At 49.7% G+C, this 18272-nt stretch carries 2 protein-coding genes; both read right to left on the bottom strand.

Annotation, left to right across the window (positions count from 1 at the left end):
• Positions 1 to 170: 170 nt before the first annotated feature.
• On the bottom strand, positions 171 to 17927 hold the full coding sequence (locus tag ESE_RS0106035) for a mucin-binding protein (RefSeq protein WP_094241480.1): 17757 nt from the start codon (positions 17925 to 17927) through the stop codon (positions 171 to 173).
• Positions 17887 to 18156, bottom strand: coding sequence for a hypothetical protein (locus ESE_RS0106030; protein ID WP_010372794.1), 270 nt, complete (start codon positions 18154 to 18156; stop codon positions 17887 to 17889). Before ESE_RS0106030 ends, ESE_RS0106035 begins: the two co-directional genes overlap by 41 nt.
• Between the last annotated feature and the right edge of the window lie 116 nt (positions 18157 to 18272).

The raw sequence follows: 18272 nt of genomic DNA, 5'->3' as shown, positions 1-18272 counted from the left end.
TTGAAGGATTCCTAGTAAAAAACGAGAGTGGGTCAAATGGCGTTATATTAAGGGTTCAGCCTTTCGGAACACGTTTAAAAGCCGCCAATCCTCCGATTTTAAATCGGGAGATTGGCGGCTTTTGAGGATGAGACAGAGACTTCTGTCCCAGCCTCGTCTATTTATCTTAACTAACGATCTTCATGATGCTTCGTCGTCTCATCTGATTCATCCTTGCGCTTACGACGCTTGAACAAACCGAGGAACAAACCAAACAACATAGCCAATCCGGTTGCTTTGGCCCCTTCTTGGTCATCCTGACCTGTATAAGGCAAAACACCTGAATGCTTGGTTGGCGTTTCATTCGCCACATCTGTCGGTTCAGTCGTTGCAGCCGACGACGCTGTGTAGGCTAATGATCCACCACTCTTTGTCAATTGACTGGCTGCGCTAACTTCAGCAGTTGGCAAAACTACATCGCTATCTAGCACAACATCGTCACTAACTGGTGCTTGATGATCGACAGCAACTGCTGAATCGCTTGGCGCTGGTGTCGCATCATCTGGCGTTACCTGGTCAGTCACAATCTGAACATACGTAATTGGCGTATCTTGAGTTGGGTCTGCAACCGCAGGTGGCCAATAACCCTGACGCGGATCATTTGGATCTACCGGTTGTAATGGCTTACCATCCGGACCAACTGGGACATAACCTGGTACGTGTGGCAAAACCGGACTACCAGGTTCACCTGGTGTGAGAATACCGCTTGGGTCATTTGGATTCGTGACATAATCAACCGGTACGCCTCCTGGCACCTGTGGTACATATGAGCCAACCGCGTGATAACGAACCGTCTCGACCCAGTCACCTTGACCAGCTTGAACCGTTGCTGATGCAACCGTTGGGCGATCGACAATGTAACCCGCTAGACGTGGTGACGTAATGGCTGCCATCTCAGCTGACTGAATCGATTGCCATGGACCATACGTGACTTGTCCGGTCACCAGGTCAACTGTTGCCGTTCGTGTAAACGTAACAGTTTGCGTTTGCGCTTCTGCAACAGTCTGCCCAGCATCATTCAAGTAACGTACAATTCGCTCCACTTCATCAGTCAAGTTGGCCTTATCCGTACCTGCCGGCCACTTTGGACCGGTCGGATTATTCGGATCGATTGGCGTGCCTGGTACGCCAGGGTGATTTGGATCAACCGTTGTCGTACCGTGAGCTAGCGTTACCACAAAGGTTTGGTTATGGGCGGAATCGGCATCAAATGTCATACCGCCTGCTGGATAACCATCCCGTACTAGGACATACCCTTGTGCCAGATAACCCGCAATTTGATTAGTCGTCGTATAAGTCGACTTGCTATAACTATCACCGGTCAATTGTTCGACGTGTAGCACCTGCTTCGTATTTTGATCGATGAAGTTAACCGTTGCACGTTGCTGGTCAACCCGATAAACAATCGTTGTATCAGTCGTTGGATCATTTGGCACAGTCGGTGGCCAGTAACCCTGGCTTGGATCCTTTGGGTCAACTGGCTGTAGTGGCGTCCCATCTGGACCTTGTGGCGTAAAGCCTGGTACATATGGGATGACTGGATAACCTGGTGAATTTGGATCAGCCGTCTTCGTTGGGTCATCCGGATCATTTGGATACGTCACATCAGCCGGTGTCTTAACCCCCGGTACTTGTGGCACACTTGGTACCCAAGAACCAAGTTGACGATAAACAACTTGCTGGATGTCATCTTCACTGGTTTCATCCATATCAGCTACTTCTTCGACCACCAATCGGTCAGCGATATAGCCTGGAATAACTGGCGAGGTCTTCGCATCAAACTTATCATCGCCGTTCACTGCCTGCCAATCAGAGTAAACAATCGGACTCGCCGTGGCAGCACGTGCCAGACGGGCTTGTGGTTGCGCACTCTGCTGTGCAGCGATGACGTTAATCGTAATCGTCCGTGTGAAGACAACCTGATCAGTAACCGTCTTAGCCGCTGTTGAACCATCCTTTTCATAAATATACGTAATCGTTTGGTTCACTTCTTCACGCAAATCTGCTGCCGTTACGCCATCTGGCCAAACTGGCGGCTGTGGCCAAGTTGGTGAATCGGGATCATCCGGATCGACCGGCGTACCCGGCTCACCAAGTGGATCTGGGAACGTTGGCGAATCAGGATCGTTCGGATCAATCAAATCACCTGGTTGGTAAATTGGCTCACCTGGTACCTTTGGATCATCTGGTGTAACCGTGATTGTCGCGCCTTCGAAATGAACTTCAAAGGCCTGATCAACTGACTCATCACGATCAAACGTAAAGTGACTTGGGTACCCATTGCTTACTAACATCATACCAGCCAACTTGTAAACCATAATGCGGTTATAAGGTGAGTACGAACTCGTTTCCGCCGAACCACCCATAATCGTATCAACCGCCAAAATGCGACCAGTTTCATCATCAATATACGTAATCGTCGCCGTTTGCTTATTGGCCGTGTAGGTAATCGTCGTGTCTTCAGTTGGCGTCTCGCTTGGCGCTGGTGGCCAGTAACCTGCACTTGGGTTGTTTGGATCCACTGGTTGCAACGGACCATCTGGACCTTGCGGCGTAAAGCCGGGTACATACGGCATCGTTGGATTATCAGGTGTTCCCGGTGTGGCTGGATTATCCTCACCCGGCGTATCCGTTGTGGTTGGATCATCGGGGTTATTTGGATAATCAATTGGCGTGCTTGGCACATCCGTTACACCACTTGGGAATGCTGGTACGTACTGACCAATTGGTGCGTACACGACCTTTTCTGACATATCCGCTGACGTTGCCGTCAAATCACTCAAAGCAGCGACCGTTTGGCGATCAGCCACATAACCAGCAATTACCGGCGAATCAACGGCATCCATTGACGTTACCGTCGTTGGCTCCCACGCACTATACGTGTATGCACCGGTTACCGTATCAAGGGTCGCCGTGCGCGTAAAGTGAATGGTTTCCTTAACCGCTGTCGCCATCGCCTTGCCAGCTTGATCCACATACGTAATCGTCCGCGTCACTGACTCATTCAAATCAGTTGACTTCAAACCGTCTGGATACTTTGTTCCATCAGGGTTATCCGGATTAATTGGCGTGCCTGGCGTCTTTGGATCGTTGGGGTTAATCGTTTGCGAACCGTGCGTTAAGGTTACCGTATAAGCTTGCGTGACCGCCGTATCACGATCAAATGTGAAGTTCGTTGGGTAGCCATCTGAAACCAACTCATAACCGCTCGCCAGGTAAGCTGCCAATCGGTTAGCCGTTGTGTAGGCATGCGATTCATCCGAGCCCCCCTTAATGTGGTCGACACCTAATATCTCATTTGTCACCGCATCAACATACGTAATTGTGGCTGCTTGTTCATCCGCCGTGTAGGTGATTGTCGTGTCAGTCGTTGGGTCACTTGGCAAAGTTGGTGGCCAGTAACCTGAACTTGGGTTAGCTGGATCAACTGGTTGCAATGGGCCATCTGGTCCTTGTGGCGTAAAGCCTGGCACGAACGGCAAGGTTGGATTAGCTGGGTCACCTGGATCATTTTCATTTTCCGGTCCAGGTGCCAGAGGCTCCGTTGGATCATTTGGATCGTTTGGATACGTCATCGGATCACTTGGTACATCGGTCGTGCCCGATGGGAACGATGGTACCCATTGGCCCATCTGGTTGTACACAACCGTAATTGTTGTGTCCGCATCCTTAGCGGCAATCCCCGTCACTTCAGCAATCGTCTGCTTATCCGCAACATACCCGGTAATCACTGGTGACGTCACCGCGTCAAAGGTCGTATCACCATTGCTTGCAATCCAATCACCGTACGTCACCTCGCCCGTTACCGCATCAACTGTCGCAGTACGACTGAACGTTACCGTATCTGTTGCATCATCCGCTGCCGTTGTACCGTCCGCATACGTGTACGTGATGGTTTGGGTCACAGACTCATTCAAATCAGCTGTTTCCACACCGGCTGGGTACGTTGGCGTTGGTGTCTCACCAGGGTTAACTGGATAAGTTGGGCTCGTTGGATCATCCGGATCAACTGGACCACCCGGCGTGAAGATTGGTGAACTTGGCGTCTTTGGATCATTTGGATCAACTGTGATGACAGCGTGTTCCAAAATGACCTCATACGTTTGGTCATAATCATCTTCACGATCGAAGGTGAAGTTGGCACCTGGATAACCATCGGAAACCAAGACATAACCGGCTGCCTCGTACGCGGCAATCTTATCAGCCGTCGTGTAGGTTGATGACTCATCAGAGTGACCCGTAATCGGATCCAGTGCCAATTGCTTACCAGTTGTCTTGTCAATGTAGGCAATCGTTGCTTGCTGCTCATTCGCCACATACGTAATCGTCGTATCTTGGGTCGGATCAGTCGGCGTTGCTGGTGGCACGTAGCCCTTACTTGGGTCACTTGGATCAACCGGTTGCAATGGACCATCTGGGCCTTGTGGCGTGAAACCTGGTACATCCGGAATGACCGGATAATTTGGCGCCGTTAGATCAGCTGGTTGCGTTGGATCAGCTGGGTCATTTGGATACGTCATCGGATCCGTTGGTACATCAGTCGTACCAGCTGGATATGATGGTACCCATTGTCCCATCGCCGTGTAAATGACAACTGGATCCGTATCAGCATCAGTCGCCTTAATGCCCGTTACCTCAGCCAACGTCTGCTTATCCGCAACATAGCCAGTAATCACTGGTGAAACAACCGCATCAAACGTGGTATCACTATTTGCTGCAATCCACTCACCATACGTTACCGCTCCCGTGACCGGATCAAGCGTCGCCGTACGGCTAAACGTTACCGTGTCCGTCTTTGGATTACTTGCCTCTTGACCGTCGGCGTACACGTACGTGATGGTTTGCGTGACTGATTCATTCAAATCAGTTTCAGTCAAACCAGCTGGGTACGTTGGCGTCGCTGGCCAAGTTGGACCGCTTGGGTTATCTGGGTCGAGTGGGTCACCTGGATTGCCTGGTTCTTCTGGGTACGTTGGGCTATCTGGGTCACTCGGATCGACCGGATCACCTGGGTTGTAAATCGGCTGACTCGGCGTCTTCGGATCACTTGGCGTAATCGTAATCGTTGCGTGCTTCAAGTGCACTTCATACGCTTGCGTCTGACTGTCATCACGGTCAAACGTGAAGTCAGTTGGATAACCATCAGAAACGAGCGTGTAACCTTGGGCCAAGTAAGCTTGAATGCGCTCAGCCGTGGTATACGTTGACGTTGCATCAGATACACCCGTAATCGTGTCAACTGTCAAGTCCGTCTTCGTCGTATCATCGATAAACGTAATCGTAGCTATTTGCTCATTGGCAACGTAATTAATTGTCGTGTCTTCACCTGGATTGTCCGTCGGTGTTGCCGGTGGCACATAACCCTTGCTTGGATCAGTCGGATCAACTGGTTGCAATGGACCATCCGGTCCTGCTGGCGTAAAGCCTGGTACGTATGGGATGACTGGATAATCTGGCGCACCCGGTTCAAGCGGTTGCGTTGGATCATCCGGATTGTTTGGATACGTAATTGGATCCGTTGGCACACTTGGTGTATTCGCTGGGAACGACGGTACCCATTGTCCCATTTGCTTATACGTGACCTTAACGTTTTCATCCCCACTATCAGCTGTCAAACCTGCCGTTTCATCAACTTGGGTCAAATCTGCATAATAGCCAGTAATCACCGGCGATTCAACCGCATCAAAGGTTGTATCACCATTCGTCGCAACCCAATCACCATAGGTCACAGTTCCCGTCACTACGTCATACTCAGCCGTACGCGTGAACTGGACGTTATCCGTCACCGTCTTCGCAGCTTCACTTCCATCCTCGTAAACATACGTAATCGTCCGATCAACCGTCTCATTCAAATCAGTCGTCTTCAAACCATCAGGATACGTTGGTGTCGCTGGCCAAGTTGGGCCACTTGGGTTATTTGGATCGATTGGCTCGCCTGGCGTACCAGGTTCAGCAGGATATGTTGGACCATCTGGATCATCCGGATCAACTGGGTCACCTGGTGTGTAAACCGGTGAACTTGGTGTCTTCGGATCATCTGGGTCAACCGTAATCGTCGCGTGCTTCAAATGAACTTCGAAGGCTTGCGTCGTATCATCATCCGTGTCGAACACGAAGTCAGCTGGCCAACCATCATTCACGAGACTGTAACCTTGCGCTTGCAAAGCTGCAATCCGATCAGCCGTCGTGTATGTCGTCGTGCCATCAGATTGGCCGGTAATGTCATCCATGACAATCGTTTGTTGCGTATTGTCATCAATATACGTAATTGTTGCATGTTGCTCATTCGCAACGTAACGCACTTCAATCGACGTATCTGCATCTGTTGCCGCAACGCCGGTCGCTTCCGCAACTGACGCGCGGTTTGCCGTGTATCCAGCAATCGTTGGTGATGTCACCTCATCAAAGGTGGTATCACTATCAGCCGCAATCCATTCACCATACGTAATCTCGCCACTAACCGTATCAAGCGTCGCCGTACGCGTAAACGTCAACGTTTCCGTTGCTGTTGTCGCAGCTTCTGAACCATCACGGTCGTATACATAAGTGACTTCACGCGTAACCGTTTGATTCAAATCATCATGCGTCAAACCGGCTGGATAAGTCGGCGTGGCTGGCCAAGTTGGGCCACTTGGATTATCTGGATCAATTGGTTCACCTGGCGTACCAGGTTGTTCAGGATACGTAGGGCTTGATGGATCACTTGGGTCCACCGGATCACCCGGCGTAAAGATTGGTGAGCTTGGCGTCTTTGGATCATCTGGCGTAATCGTTTGCGTAATACGCTCAAGTTGTACGATGTACGCTTGATCAGTTGCCGTATCACGATCGAACGTGAATTTCGTACCTGGATAACCATCAGCGACCAAACGGTAACCTTGTTGCTCATACATCGCAATACGTTGTGCAGTGGTGTATGAACTTGTTTCATCAGAATGACCAGCAATCGTATCAACCGACAAATCAGTATCAGTCGTCACATCGTGGTACGTAATCGTTGCCTTTTGTTCATCCGCAACATAAGTCACAACCGTATCACCACCTGGGTTATCGGTTGGTGTTGCTGGTGGCCAATAACCACCTTCCGGCGAACCTGGTGTTACCGGTTCAAGTGGCGTGCCATCTGGACCTTGTGGCGTAAAGCCTGGTACATATGGCATTGTTGGATTATCTGGCGTTCCTGGTACATTCGTATTTGAATCACCTGGTTCAAGTGGCGTATCAGCATGAGCTGGGTCATTTGGATACGTCGTTGGATCAGATGGCACGTTTTCAGTGCCGGCTGGGAATGATGGTACCCATTGTCCCATTGGCTTGTAGACAACTTGGACGTTTTCATCCCCCGTTGTTGCCGTCAAACCAGTGGTTTCAGCAACAACTTCCTTATCAGCATAGTAACCAGTCTTAACTGGTGAGTTCACTGCGTCAAACGTTGTGTCACCACCAGTTGCAACCCACGCACCGTAAGTGACTTCACCCGTCACCGCATCAACTGTCGCCGTGCGTGTGAAGCTAACCTTGTCCGTTGCCTCTGCAAAGACCGTTTCGCCCTTGTCGTCAACATACGTAATCGTGCGGTTAACTGTCTCGTTCAAGTCGGTCGTCGTCACGCCATCTGGGTACGTTGGCACCGCTGGCCAAGTTGGCCCACTTGGATTATCCGGATCAATTGGGTCTCCAGGCGTACCTGGTTCCGCTGGATACGTTGGACTCTCTGGGTCACTTGGATCAACCGGGTCACCCGGTGTGTAAATTGGCGTTGATGGGTTCTTTGGATCATCTGGCGTCACGGTAATCGCAGCGTGCTTCAAGTGAACCTCGAACGTTTCAACGTTGCCATCGACACGGTCAAACGCAAAGTCGGCTGGATAGTCATCACTGACCAACGTGTAACCTTGGGCGTAGTAAGCAGCCAAACGGTCCGCCGTCGTATACGTCGACTTCTCATCCGAGACACCATCGATATCATCAGTTGCCAATGTCGTGCCGGTTGTATCATCAATGAAGACAATTCGCGCAGTTTGTTCATTAGCTGTATAGGTAATATCTTGGCTCTGCTTAGGATCATCCGGAATAACCGGTGGCCAGTATCCTTCGCTTGGATTGCTTGGGTTAACTGGCTCCAACGGCTGACCATCCGGTCCTTGTGGCGTAAAGCCAGGCACGTATGGCAAGGTTGGATTGTCGGTCGTGCCAGGATCGGCCGGATTATCCGGACCAGGATCCGCTGGATTCGTTGGGTCATCCGGGTTGTTTGGATAGTTGATTGGGTCACTTGGGACATTCTCGGTTCCCGGTGGGAAATGTGGCACCCATTGACCAACCGCTGTATACGTTACAACCACTGATGTTGGCTCAGTCGCACCATTGACGTCCACAAATTCAACCGACGCCTTGTCTGCCATGTAGCCGACAATCATTGGCGAATCAACTTGCTGCCAATCGACGTCATCGCCAACTGCCGTCCACTCGCCATATGTGACCGCTCCCGTCACGGCGTTAACCGTGGCCGTCCGTTCAAAGACAACATTGTCCGTCACTGTTGTCTCAGCTTCAGAACCATCCTCATAAACATACGTCACTGTCCGTGTGACCGTCTTGTTCAAATCTTGTGCCGTCACCCCAGCTGGATACGTTGGCGTCGCTGGCCACGTTGGTCCGCTTGGATTATTTGGATCAATCGGATCACCTGGCGTACCAGGTTCCTCAGGATACGTTGGGCTTGATGGATCACTTGGGTCCACCGGATCACCCGGCGTAAAGATTGGGTCACTAGGATTCTTTGGATCATCCGGCGTCACAACCACCGTTGCTTGCTTTAACGTGACCGTGAAGTCTTGTGACTTGGCCGTATCACTGTCGAACATAAAGTCAGTTGGATAGTCATCCGATACCAGAACATATCCCATCGCCTCATATTGCTTAATGCGGTCGGCAGTTACGTACGTGCCCGGCTCATCTGACTTACCAGCCAGTGAATCAACCACTAGCGTTTCACCTGTTGTCTGATCAACATACGTTACCGAACCAACTTGATCAGCTGGTACGTAGGTAATCACCGTATCGTCACCCGGATTAGTTGGGTTTGGTGGCAAGTAGCCTGACGATGGGTTGCTTGGATCAGCCGGTGTTAACGGCTCACCATCTGGCCCTTCTGGCGTGTAACCTGGCACGTAAGGTAACGTTGGGTTCTCTGGCGTACCTGGTTCGCTTGGATTCTCAGCCGGATCCGTTGGTACCGTTGGATCACTTGGATCATTTGGATAATCAATTGGATCCGTCGGTGCACTTGGCGTCGTGGCTGGGAATGATGGCACCCATTGTCCCAGCTTCTTGTACGTCACAGTCTCAGTCACATCATCGTCTGTCGCTGCAACTGTCACCGCGGTACTGTATGCCTTGTCAGCATAGTAACCATCAACAACTGGCGACTTATAGGTATCCAACAAATCGTCATCATCAACCGCTACCCAATCTGAATACGTCACCTCACCCGTCACTGTGTCTAGCGTTGCCGTGCGCGTAAAGTGCACCGCATCCCTGTGTGGGTCGTGAGCAACCGTCGTACCATCTTCGTAAACATAGTTAACCGTCAAGTTAACCGTTTGATTCAAATCTTCAGCCGTCAATCCCGCTGGGTATGTTGGTGTCTCCGGCCAAGTTGGGCCACTTGGGTTTGCCGGATCAATTGGCTCACCTGGCGTACCTGGTTCGGCTGGATACGTTGGGCTTGATGGATCACTTGGGTCCACCGGCTCACCTGGCGTAAAGATTGGGTCATTTGGCGTGCGTGGGTCATCTGGTGTAATCACCAAAACCGTGCGCTTCAAATGCACCTCGAACTTTTGTTCCGTTGCGTCATCACGATCGAATTGGAACTCATCCTCTGGGAAGTCATTTGAAACCAACGTGTATCCTTGTGCTTCGTAAGACTTAATGCGGTCAGCTGTTGTATACGTTGATGTATCGCTTGATTCACCAGCAATCGTATCAACTGCCAATTCAAGGCCTGTGTCATCATCAATATACGTAATCCGAGCTGCTTGATCGTTGGCAACATAGTGAATAACCGTGTTATCACCCGGCTTATCCGCTGGTGTCTCTGGTGGCCAGTAACCCGCACTTGGATTATCTGGATCAACCGGCGTCAACGGCGTCCCATCTGGTCCTTCCGGTGTATAACCTGGCACATATGGCAACGTTGGGTTGGCCGGCGTACCTGGATCGTTTGGATTGTCCTCACCCGGCTCTAGCGGCGCCGTTGGGTCACTTGGGTTGTTTGGATAATCAATTGGATCACTCGGCACATTCTCATCATCGGCTGATGGTGGGAATGATGGCACCCATTGACCAAGCTTGGTATACGTGATTGCAACAGTTTTATCGTCGGCCATCGCGTCAACGTTTGTCTCTTCGTCAACCAGTAGTTGACTAGCCACGTAACCCGAAATCAACGGCGAATCAACCTTATCAAGGGTTGAATCAGTCGTCTGCCAATTACCATACGTCACCGCCCCAGTCACCGCATTAACTGTCGCTGTACGACTGTACGTCAACGTTTCAGTAACCGTTTCAGATGCCTTTTCGCCATTACTTGCATACGTGTACGTAATCGTACGCGTAACTGTCTGGTTCAAATCATCCTTGGTGACACCACTTGGGTACGTTGGCGTTGCTGGCCATGTCGGACCACTTGGATTATCTGGATCAACCGGTGTCCCTGGGTCGCCTGGTGTATCAGGTACCGTCGGTCCATCTGGCTGATCCGGATAAACGGGGTCACCTGGCGTGTATGGGCTTTCTGGATATGTTGGACTGCTTGGGTCATTCGGATCAACTGGGTCACCTGGCGTAAAGATATCTGTTCCCGAGTCCTTTGGATCATTCGGCTCAACCGTAATCGTGACTTGCTTCAAGTGCACTGTGAACGGTTGGTCTTCATCATCAACACGGTCATAAACCACACCATCCATTGGATAATCATCACTCACAAGGACATATCCGGCACGTTCGTACGTCGCAATGTCAGTTGCTGTACGATAGGCATCCGTTTTGTCCGACTTACCCGTCAAATCAACAACTTGCAGCGTATCACCCGTCGTATCGTCAATGAACGTCACGGTCGCCTTTTGCTCATTCGCTGTGTAGGTAATCGTCGTGTCGCCACCCGGATTATCGGTTGGCGTTTTCGGTGGCCAGTAACCCGCACTTGGATTGTCTGGGTCAACTGGCTCCAAAGGCGTGCCATCTGGACCTTGTGGCGTAAAGCCAGGCACATATGGCACCGTTGGATTATCTGTGTCACCTGGCGTATCTGGCGTTCCTTGACCTGGTTCCAAAGGATTACCCGGATTATCTGGGTCATTTGGGTACGTAATTGGATCACTTGGCACATTTTCAGTACCTTCAGGGAATACCGGTACGTACTGTCCCATTGGGTAGTACGTCACCATGTAACTACGATCAAAATCGCCTGGTGCAATCGTTACCGCCAAAATATCTGAGATATCAGCATAGTAACCTTCCTTCACTGGACTCGGCGTCTCTGGCCAGTCATCATCACCAGCCGTCACCACCCAGTCCGTCGTTGAAATTTGCTCGCCAGTTACCGCATCCAGTGTAATTGACCGTTCGAACGTCACTGTACGTGTGACATCTGGAAAGACTTCATCCCCATTAGCATACTGATAACTAATAACGCCATTAACCGTTTGCTTAACGCCATCAATATCCGTCCCTACTGGCCAAGTGGGCGTATCTGGCACATCTGGATACATTGGGCTACCGGGGTCACCTGGGTTGTCCGGCGTTACGACAACCGTCCCGTGGTCCAGGTAAACCTTGGCAAATTGCGTCACGTTATCCGCGTTATCATACTTCCCTTCAGTTGCTGTTGCATCTTGCTTAACTAAAACGTAACCTCGCGCAGCATAATCTGACAAGGTATTTGTATAGGCCGCGTTCGTTGTACCGGTTAACGTTTGTTGGAGTTCAGTCACTTCGACTTCAGCGCCTGTTGAAATATCGACGTACACAACCACCAGCGTTTGGGGATGCGCCACGTAATAAATCGGCGTGTCTGCAGCTGCGTTATCCGGCACCGTTGGTGGGTAGTAACCCTTCGTCACATCATTTGGATCAATTTGCTCCAATGGAATGCTGCTACCGTCAGTCGTTGGTGTATACCCTGGGATATATGGTACCGGCACTTCAACATAGTTTGGATCATCACGCGTCCAAACCTTTGACGCGTCATTTGGGTCATTTGGATAGACACGCGTCTTCAACTGCTCCTCTTCAGGTAAATCAGGAACATGTGGAATCCAAGAACCCAGCTTCGTGTAGGTAACAGTTTCTTCACGGTTGGCATCGTTATAGTCCACAGCGTCACCAGCAACTGAACCTTCACTAGCAAAATAACCATCAATCACTGGCGTTTGCACATCGTCAAAGTTTTGCGACTCAGCTGGCCATACAATGGACAGCACTTCACCAGTGACTGCGTCATAGGTAACCGAGGCCGTAAAATTCTTTTCCTGTACGCTATCAGGCTTAGCTTCGGTTTGATCTGTTTCATAAACGTAATGCACTGTTGAAGTCACCGTTGATGTATAACTATCGTGGTTCGGATCGTTCTCACGACCCCCATCAACAACCACCGTACCGTGTGTCAAGTGAACCAAGTAAACCTGGGTCTTTGAATCATCACGATCATACGTTCCGGCGGACGCCCCAGCATCGGCGGAAACAAATGTATAACCAAGGGCTGCATAATCAGCGAGTGTGTTTGTATACGCCTGGTCAGTCTCTCCTGAGAATGTTTGCCGTAAATCAGGCACTTCCAAGTTGGTTGTGTCATCGATATACCGAACAATAATTTGTTGTGTATTCCGCGTGTAATTAATCGTCGTATCGCCAGTTGGATCTGTCGGTGCTGGTGGAATATAACCAGCTGATGGATTTTCTGGATCAACCGGCTTTAGTGGCGTACCATCTGGTCCTGCCGGCGTATAACCTGGTACATATGGAATCACTGGATCATCTGGTTCAGCCGGATCGTGTGGCGTTTCATTGTCCGTTGGATTATTCGGATCGTTTGGATATTGAATTGGATCACTCGGCACATTTTCAGTATTCGGTGGGAAACTTGGCGTCCAGCTTCCCATTGGCTTGTATGTCACCGTATACGTCGTGTCTGTATCAGTGTGGTCAATATTATCCGCATCGACTTGCGTCACATCTGCTACATACCCTGTAATGACCGGACTCTTAACCGTTGCAAATGTGGCCGCATCATTTGGCCATTCAACCGAAACCGGTACATTTGAGTCAACCTTATAGGTCACTGTCGCAGTGAACGTATGCCTCATAATGCGATCTGGCACAGGATCTCCGTTTGCATCGACCATCTGGTTACCAGCTTGGTCGACGTAATGAATCGTGCGCGTCACTGTCTTCGTATAATCGCTTTGGTTTGGATCATCGTCCTTACCACCTGGGACAGATTCAGTTCCAATTGCCAAAATAACATTAAAGACTTGCGTCTCGTCATCGTCAGCATCAAATACACCACTTTCAGCACCCGCATCCTTAGACACCAGCACATATGATTGGTCTGGATTATTTTCGTAATCCCACAATTCATGCGTATAAGCTGCATTCGATTTACCCGTGAACGATTCTGACTTAACCGTTGTACGAGTTCCGTCGTCAGCGACATAAATATAGTTAACTGTCACCGTCTGTTCGTTGGCATGATAAACAATGGTTGTATCAGCCGTCGGATCTGTTGGCACATCTGGTGGCAAATAACCACCGCTTGGGTCATTTGGATTGACTGGCGTCAGTGGTCCATTTGGTCCTTCTGGTGTATAACCTGGCACATATGGTACAACCGGCACCGATGGATTTGACCGATCAGGTTGCGTTGGATCGTTAGGATCATTGGGATACGTAATATCTGATGGTGGATTATCTGGTGTCGTATCTGGGAAGCTTGGCGTCCAAGCTCCCAATGCCTTATACGTCACAATTGCCGCAATTCCTGCGGATGTGTAGGTGACGGTTGCCGCCCCGGCCTCTAGTTTGTCCGCAATATACCCCTGAATAACCGGTGACTCTACGTCATCAAACGTGTACGTCTCCGTCTCCCACGTAACCGCCAGTTCCTCACCGGTTACGGCATCATACGTAACAGTGGCCAAGAATTCCGTCGTGCGTACATTAGCGCTCGCGGCATTGGTACCATCCTCAAAGCGATAACGCACTGTTGACCTAACCGTCCAGCGCGCATTGCCTTCCTTACCACCTTCTACATCTACGGTGTTGTGCTTCAAGTAAACATAGTAAGTTTGATCCGTGGCTGTATCATTATCAAATGTTCCTGCCGTTGCTCCGGCATCTTGCGCCACAATGACATATCCACTTTGTGAAACAGACCCGAGCGCATTTGTATAGGTCTTACCTGTCGCACCGTTAACGGTTTGCACCCAATCCGTGATTTCAGTACCATCGGCCGCTGTCCAACCCGTTTCCTTGGTTGACCCGTTGACGTCGATATAACGTACCTTAACCGTTTGTGTGTCCGCGACTAAGGTAATTGTCATCGTCTGCAAACTGCTATCTGTCGCACTCAAACTGTTGTTCGTCGTATCATACGTTCCCGAAACAGTTGTACCAGAAAGTGTCATTGCCGGCGAACCGGTAGTCGTCGTTTTTGTTGTGTCGATATGGTAACCAGCAGGAATACTACTTGCAATATCGCTTGATAATGATTCACCTGTTTTACCTGTCAGATTAACATTAGCCGGCGCTGTTGTACCATCCGCCATCACAAACTTAATTTGCGCCTGCTGCGTGTCCTTCACATAGTACAGGACAATCGCATCAGCAGCAGAATCGGTCAATGCCGTACCGCTTTTTGATGTACCCGCCGTGGCATTGTACTTTGTTGCCGCACTTTCACTTGGCAAAGCATAAGTACCATCGGTCTTCTTGGCCGACTGTAAAGCACCACCGTTCAGGGTAAATCCGACGTATGTATACCCTGGCACGTTTGTATTTATTTTGCTCCAATCGTTATTTGGCGATGCCGTCGTTTTCACACCAATCTGTCCACCGGTCACACCTTGTAGGGCTGAATTAGTTTGACCGGCAGTCGCATTATTATAATTTGAGATACCAGCCGTATTGGCAATCGCTGTTGAATTAGCTAACGAGAACGTTCCATCGGCATTTTGCACCGCAGTTTGGAGACCAACTGTGGCCAATTGTGGCGCCGCGACATAGTAAAATTTAACGCCTGATTCACTAGGCAGCAACGGTTGAATATAACCGCCCAAATTACCAAGTCCCGTACCACCAAATCCTAAGAAACTACCGCCGTCAATCGAACCATTTCGATCTTCATCGGCCCAATCTGGTGTTGAAATAACTGCGTTCGCATTGCCAAAAGCGTCTGTAGCTGACAATGTGTACTTACCATCACTTGTCTTGTACAAATCACCGGTGATTTTAGCGTACGACATCCCACTCGTAGTTGGCTGCGATGTTGCTGCCACAACACTTGTTGCCCCAGTTGTCGCGTTTGTCGCCAAATAGAATGTCAACGGTTTATCAGGAATGGTGTACGTATTCACCAAATTAGGTGAGACGGTCGTTGCACCGGCCGTCTGCATCGTAAATGTGATGACATTCGTGTTCCCACTCCACGTAATTTGGGTCATTGACGTGACATTACCATTGGCATCCACCGCCGGCCAATAAATGATTACCGTGTAATTAGCTGGATTAGTTTGGTTGGTAAATTTACGAATAACTGCATCTTTTGGCACTGCAGATACGTCAAATCCATAGGCCCGGACCAGTGCCAAATTGAATGGATTATTCGGGTCCATAATGGCTGACTTAGAACGCGAATCAGCAATCGTATAGACATCCGTACTCATGTTGGTAAACGCACCCGTAACCGTCTGCTTCGTAGTCGTCCCACTGCCACTCGTTGTTGTACTTTTTTGCGATGATACTTGTGTTAATGATGGTACCAGTTGGTAGCCAGGTAGGACATCTGATGTGATGGTAAATTCATCATCATAACCGCCACCAGTTCCACCAATTAATTGGTTAACCTTGGCATCTGCCCCTTCGCCTGCACTTGGATTTTCCGGAATACGATCTGTCGTACGCGTATATGTCCCATCGCCGTTATCAATGGCATAGTAATAGTTTGCATCCGCTGCTTTCGCAAAGACATTGATACCGGTCATTCGCCAATTCGTATTTGTTGTTGACCCATCTCTTCGACCACTCGTAACCTCGTAGTCTCCAGTACCATTGGTTATATTGTTTTTAAATGTTGTTCCCCCAACAATCAACGTGCCACCGCTGGCAACATACTGACGACCCGTAATCCCGCTATCGTTATAACTCGTCAACATCACAGTACTTCCAGAAACGACCTTTTGGCTCCACGGATCACTAGTAACGTTTCGTGCCACACCAACTAACCACTTCGTTCCTGTCGTATCGGTGAAACCACCTGCATAGTAATAGAACGTCAACAAATTCGTATCTTTTTGGAAATATGTTGGCAAGTTTGAACTATTTGCGACTGAATCTCCGGCTGGTAAAGTCTGTCCCTGCGTACGACGCCATGCTTCAGAAGCAACCGCCCAATCCAAGCCGTTTGTTTCAGCCCACACCCGAATGTCATCGTGATCAACTGAATCAAACGTTGCACTAGCCTCGGTTGAATCGGGCCAATAGACAATCACCGTACCGTTATCATTCATCACTTCAGTTGCAGGTAGCAAATTGAACGCATCTTTGTTAAACATGTCAAACGTCGCTTGCTGCGCCTCAGTTAATCCCGTCGTGGTGTCTTTCGCTTGTTCACCAGCTTGCAGGAATGAAATCACCATTCTGTTACGCACAGCATAGGCTTTCAGGGCATCCATATCAATACTGTTCAAATTATAAACAGCTGGTAAATTAATCCACAAATACTTGTCGGCATACGTGACTGTGACCGTACTACTCAAGCCATAATCTGCGCCTGTAAAACTTTCCTTGTTAGGCACCGTAATCGGCGTGTCAATTGACACGGTCACACCCGCTGGCGCCGTGGTCGTTGCTTCTGGTTCATCACCTAAAACAGTCGCCGTTGGGGCGTTCGTTTCTCCTAATACAGTCGCATTTTGATCACTGGCCGTCTCAGATGACCCTGTGGCAACTGACGTGGCCTCTGAAGACGCTTCACTAGTTGCCTGCCCTGCATCGGTCGACGAAGCATCGCTATCCGTCGCTTCAGTCGTAACGTCGACGCTGGTTGCTTCATCTTGATCCCCCGTTGTTTCATCAGTCACGTCACCCGTTGTCGATTCAGTCGGCGTCACCGTATTTTCATCTTGGTTTGAAACTGTTTCAGTTGGTAGTACCTCATCAGTTTGAACCGCATCCGAATCTGACACAGAATCGACTGTTGCTTCTGCAGTTTCGGCTGGTTGATTCTCATCATTAATTGCTGTTGTCGTCGCTGTACTAGGTGTTGACGTCGCTGATTCCGCCACCTCTGAAACTGTCGATGGAGTAAGCGTAGTGTCACTATCGGCAACCGATTCAGCTTCTGTAACTGGCGCTTCTGCAACCACCGTCGTCGGCGTCACTGTCGTTGAAACTGTCTCCGTTGGCGTCTCAACCACATTGTCAGTTGACGATTCAACCGTTGCCGTCTCCTCAGCAGGTACAACAATTGGGTCAGCCGGCGTTTCTGCCACGGCGGTTGTCTCTTCACCTTCAGTTGGGCTTGACGTCGTACCACTATCGTTAACCATCGTTGGATCACTTGGATTAGTTGGTATTGGTTGGTATTGGTTGGCCCGTTTCATCATCTAGGCCATCACCGTCAACATCTCGATTATCTGAATCTGTATTTTGACTGTCATCTTCGCCTGTTTTCGTTGATGTTGGATCAATATCCGTCGTCGTTGGATCTTCTGCTGCCATGGCTTGGCCGGTTGCACCAGCACCTAAGCCCATCGCCACAATTAAAGAGGTTGTGCCGTACCGCAACCATTGCTTATTCTTCTTCTTTTTATACGTTGTATTTTCTATCGCCATAGACTTTTATCCTCACTTCCAGTCTACTTCTCTGTGTTTCCCCGTTACGTACAACCAAAATGCATACTCTGGCCATCTTCTGCATTGTATCGATAAAATGCACCCAATCCACGGCA

It is taken from the genome of Weissella cibaria KACC 11862 (assembly GCF_000193635.1).
Lineage (GTDB): Bacteria > Bacillota > Bacilli > Lactobacillales > Lactobacillaceae > Weissella > Weissella cibaria.
This window is presented reverse-complemented; position numbering and strand designations above follow the sequence as displayed.

Coding starts and splice junctions, on each gene's coding strand:
- ESE_RS0106035 (WP_094241480.1), bottom strand. CDS start 17,927: ATGATGAAACGGGCCAACCAATACCAACCAATACCAACTAATCCAAGT.
- ESE_RS0106030 (WP_010372794.1), bottom strand. CDS start 18,156: ATGGCGATAGAAAATACAACGTATAAAAAGAAGAAGAATAAGCAATGG.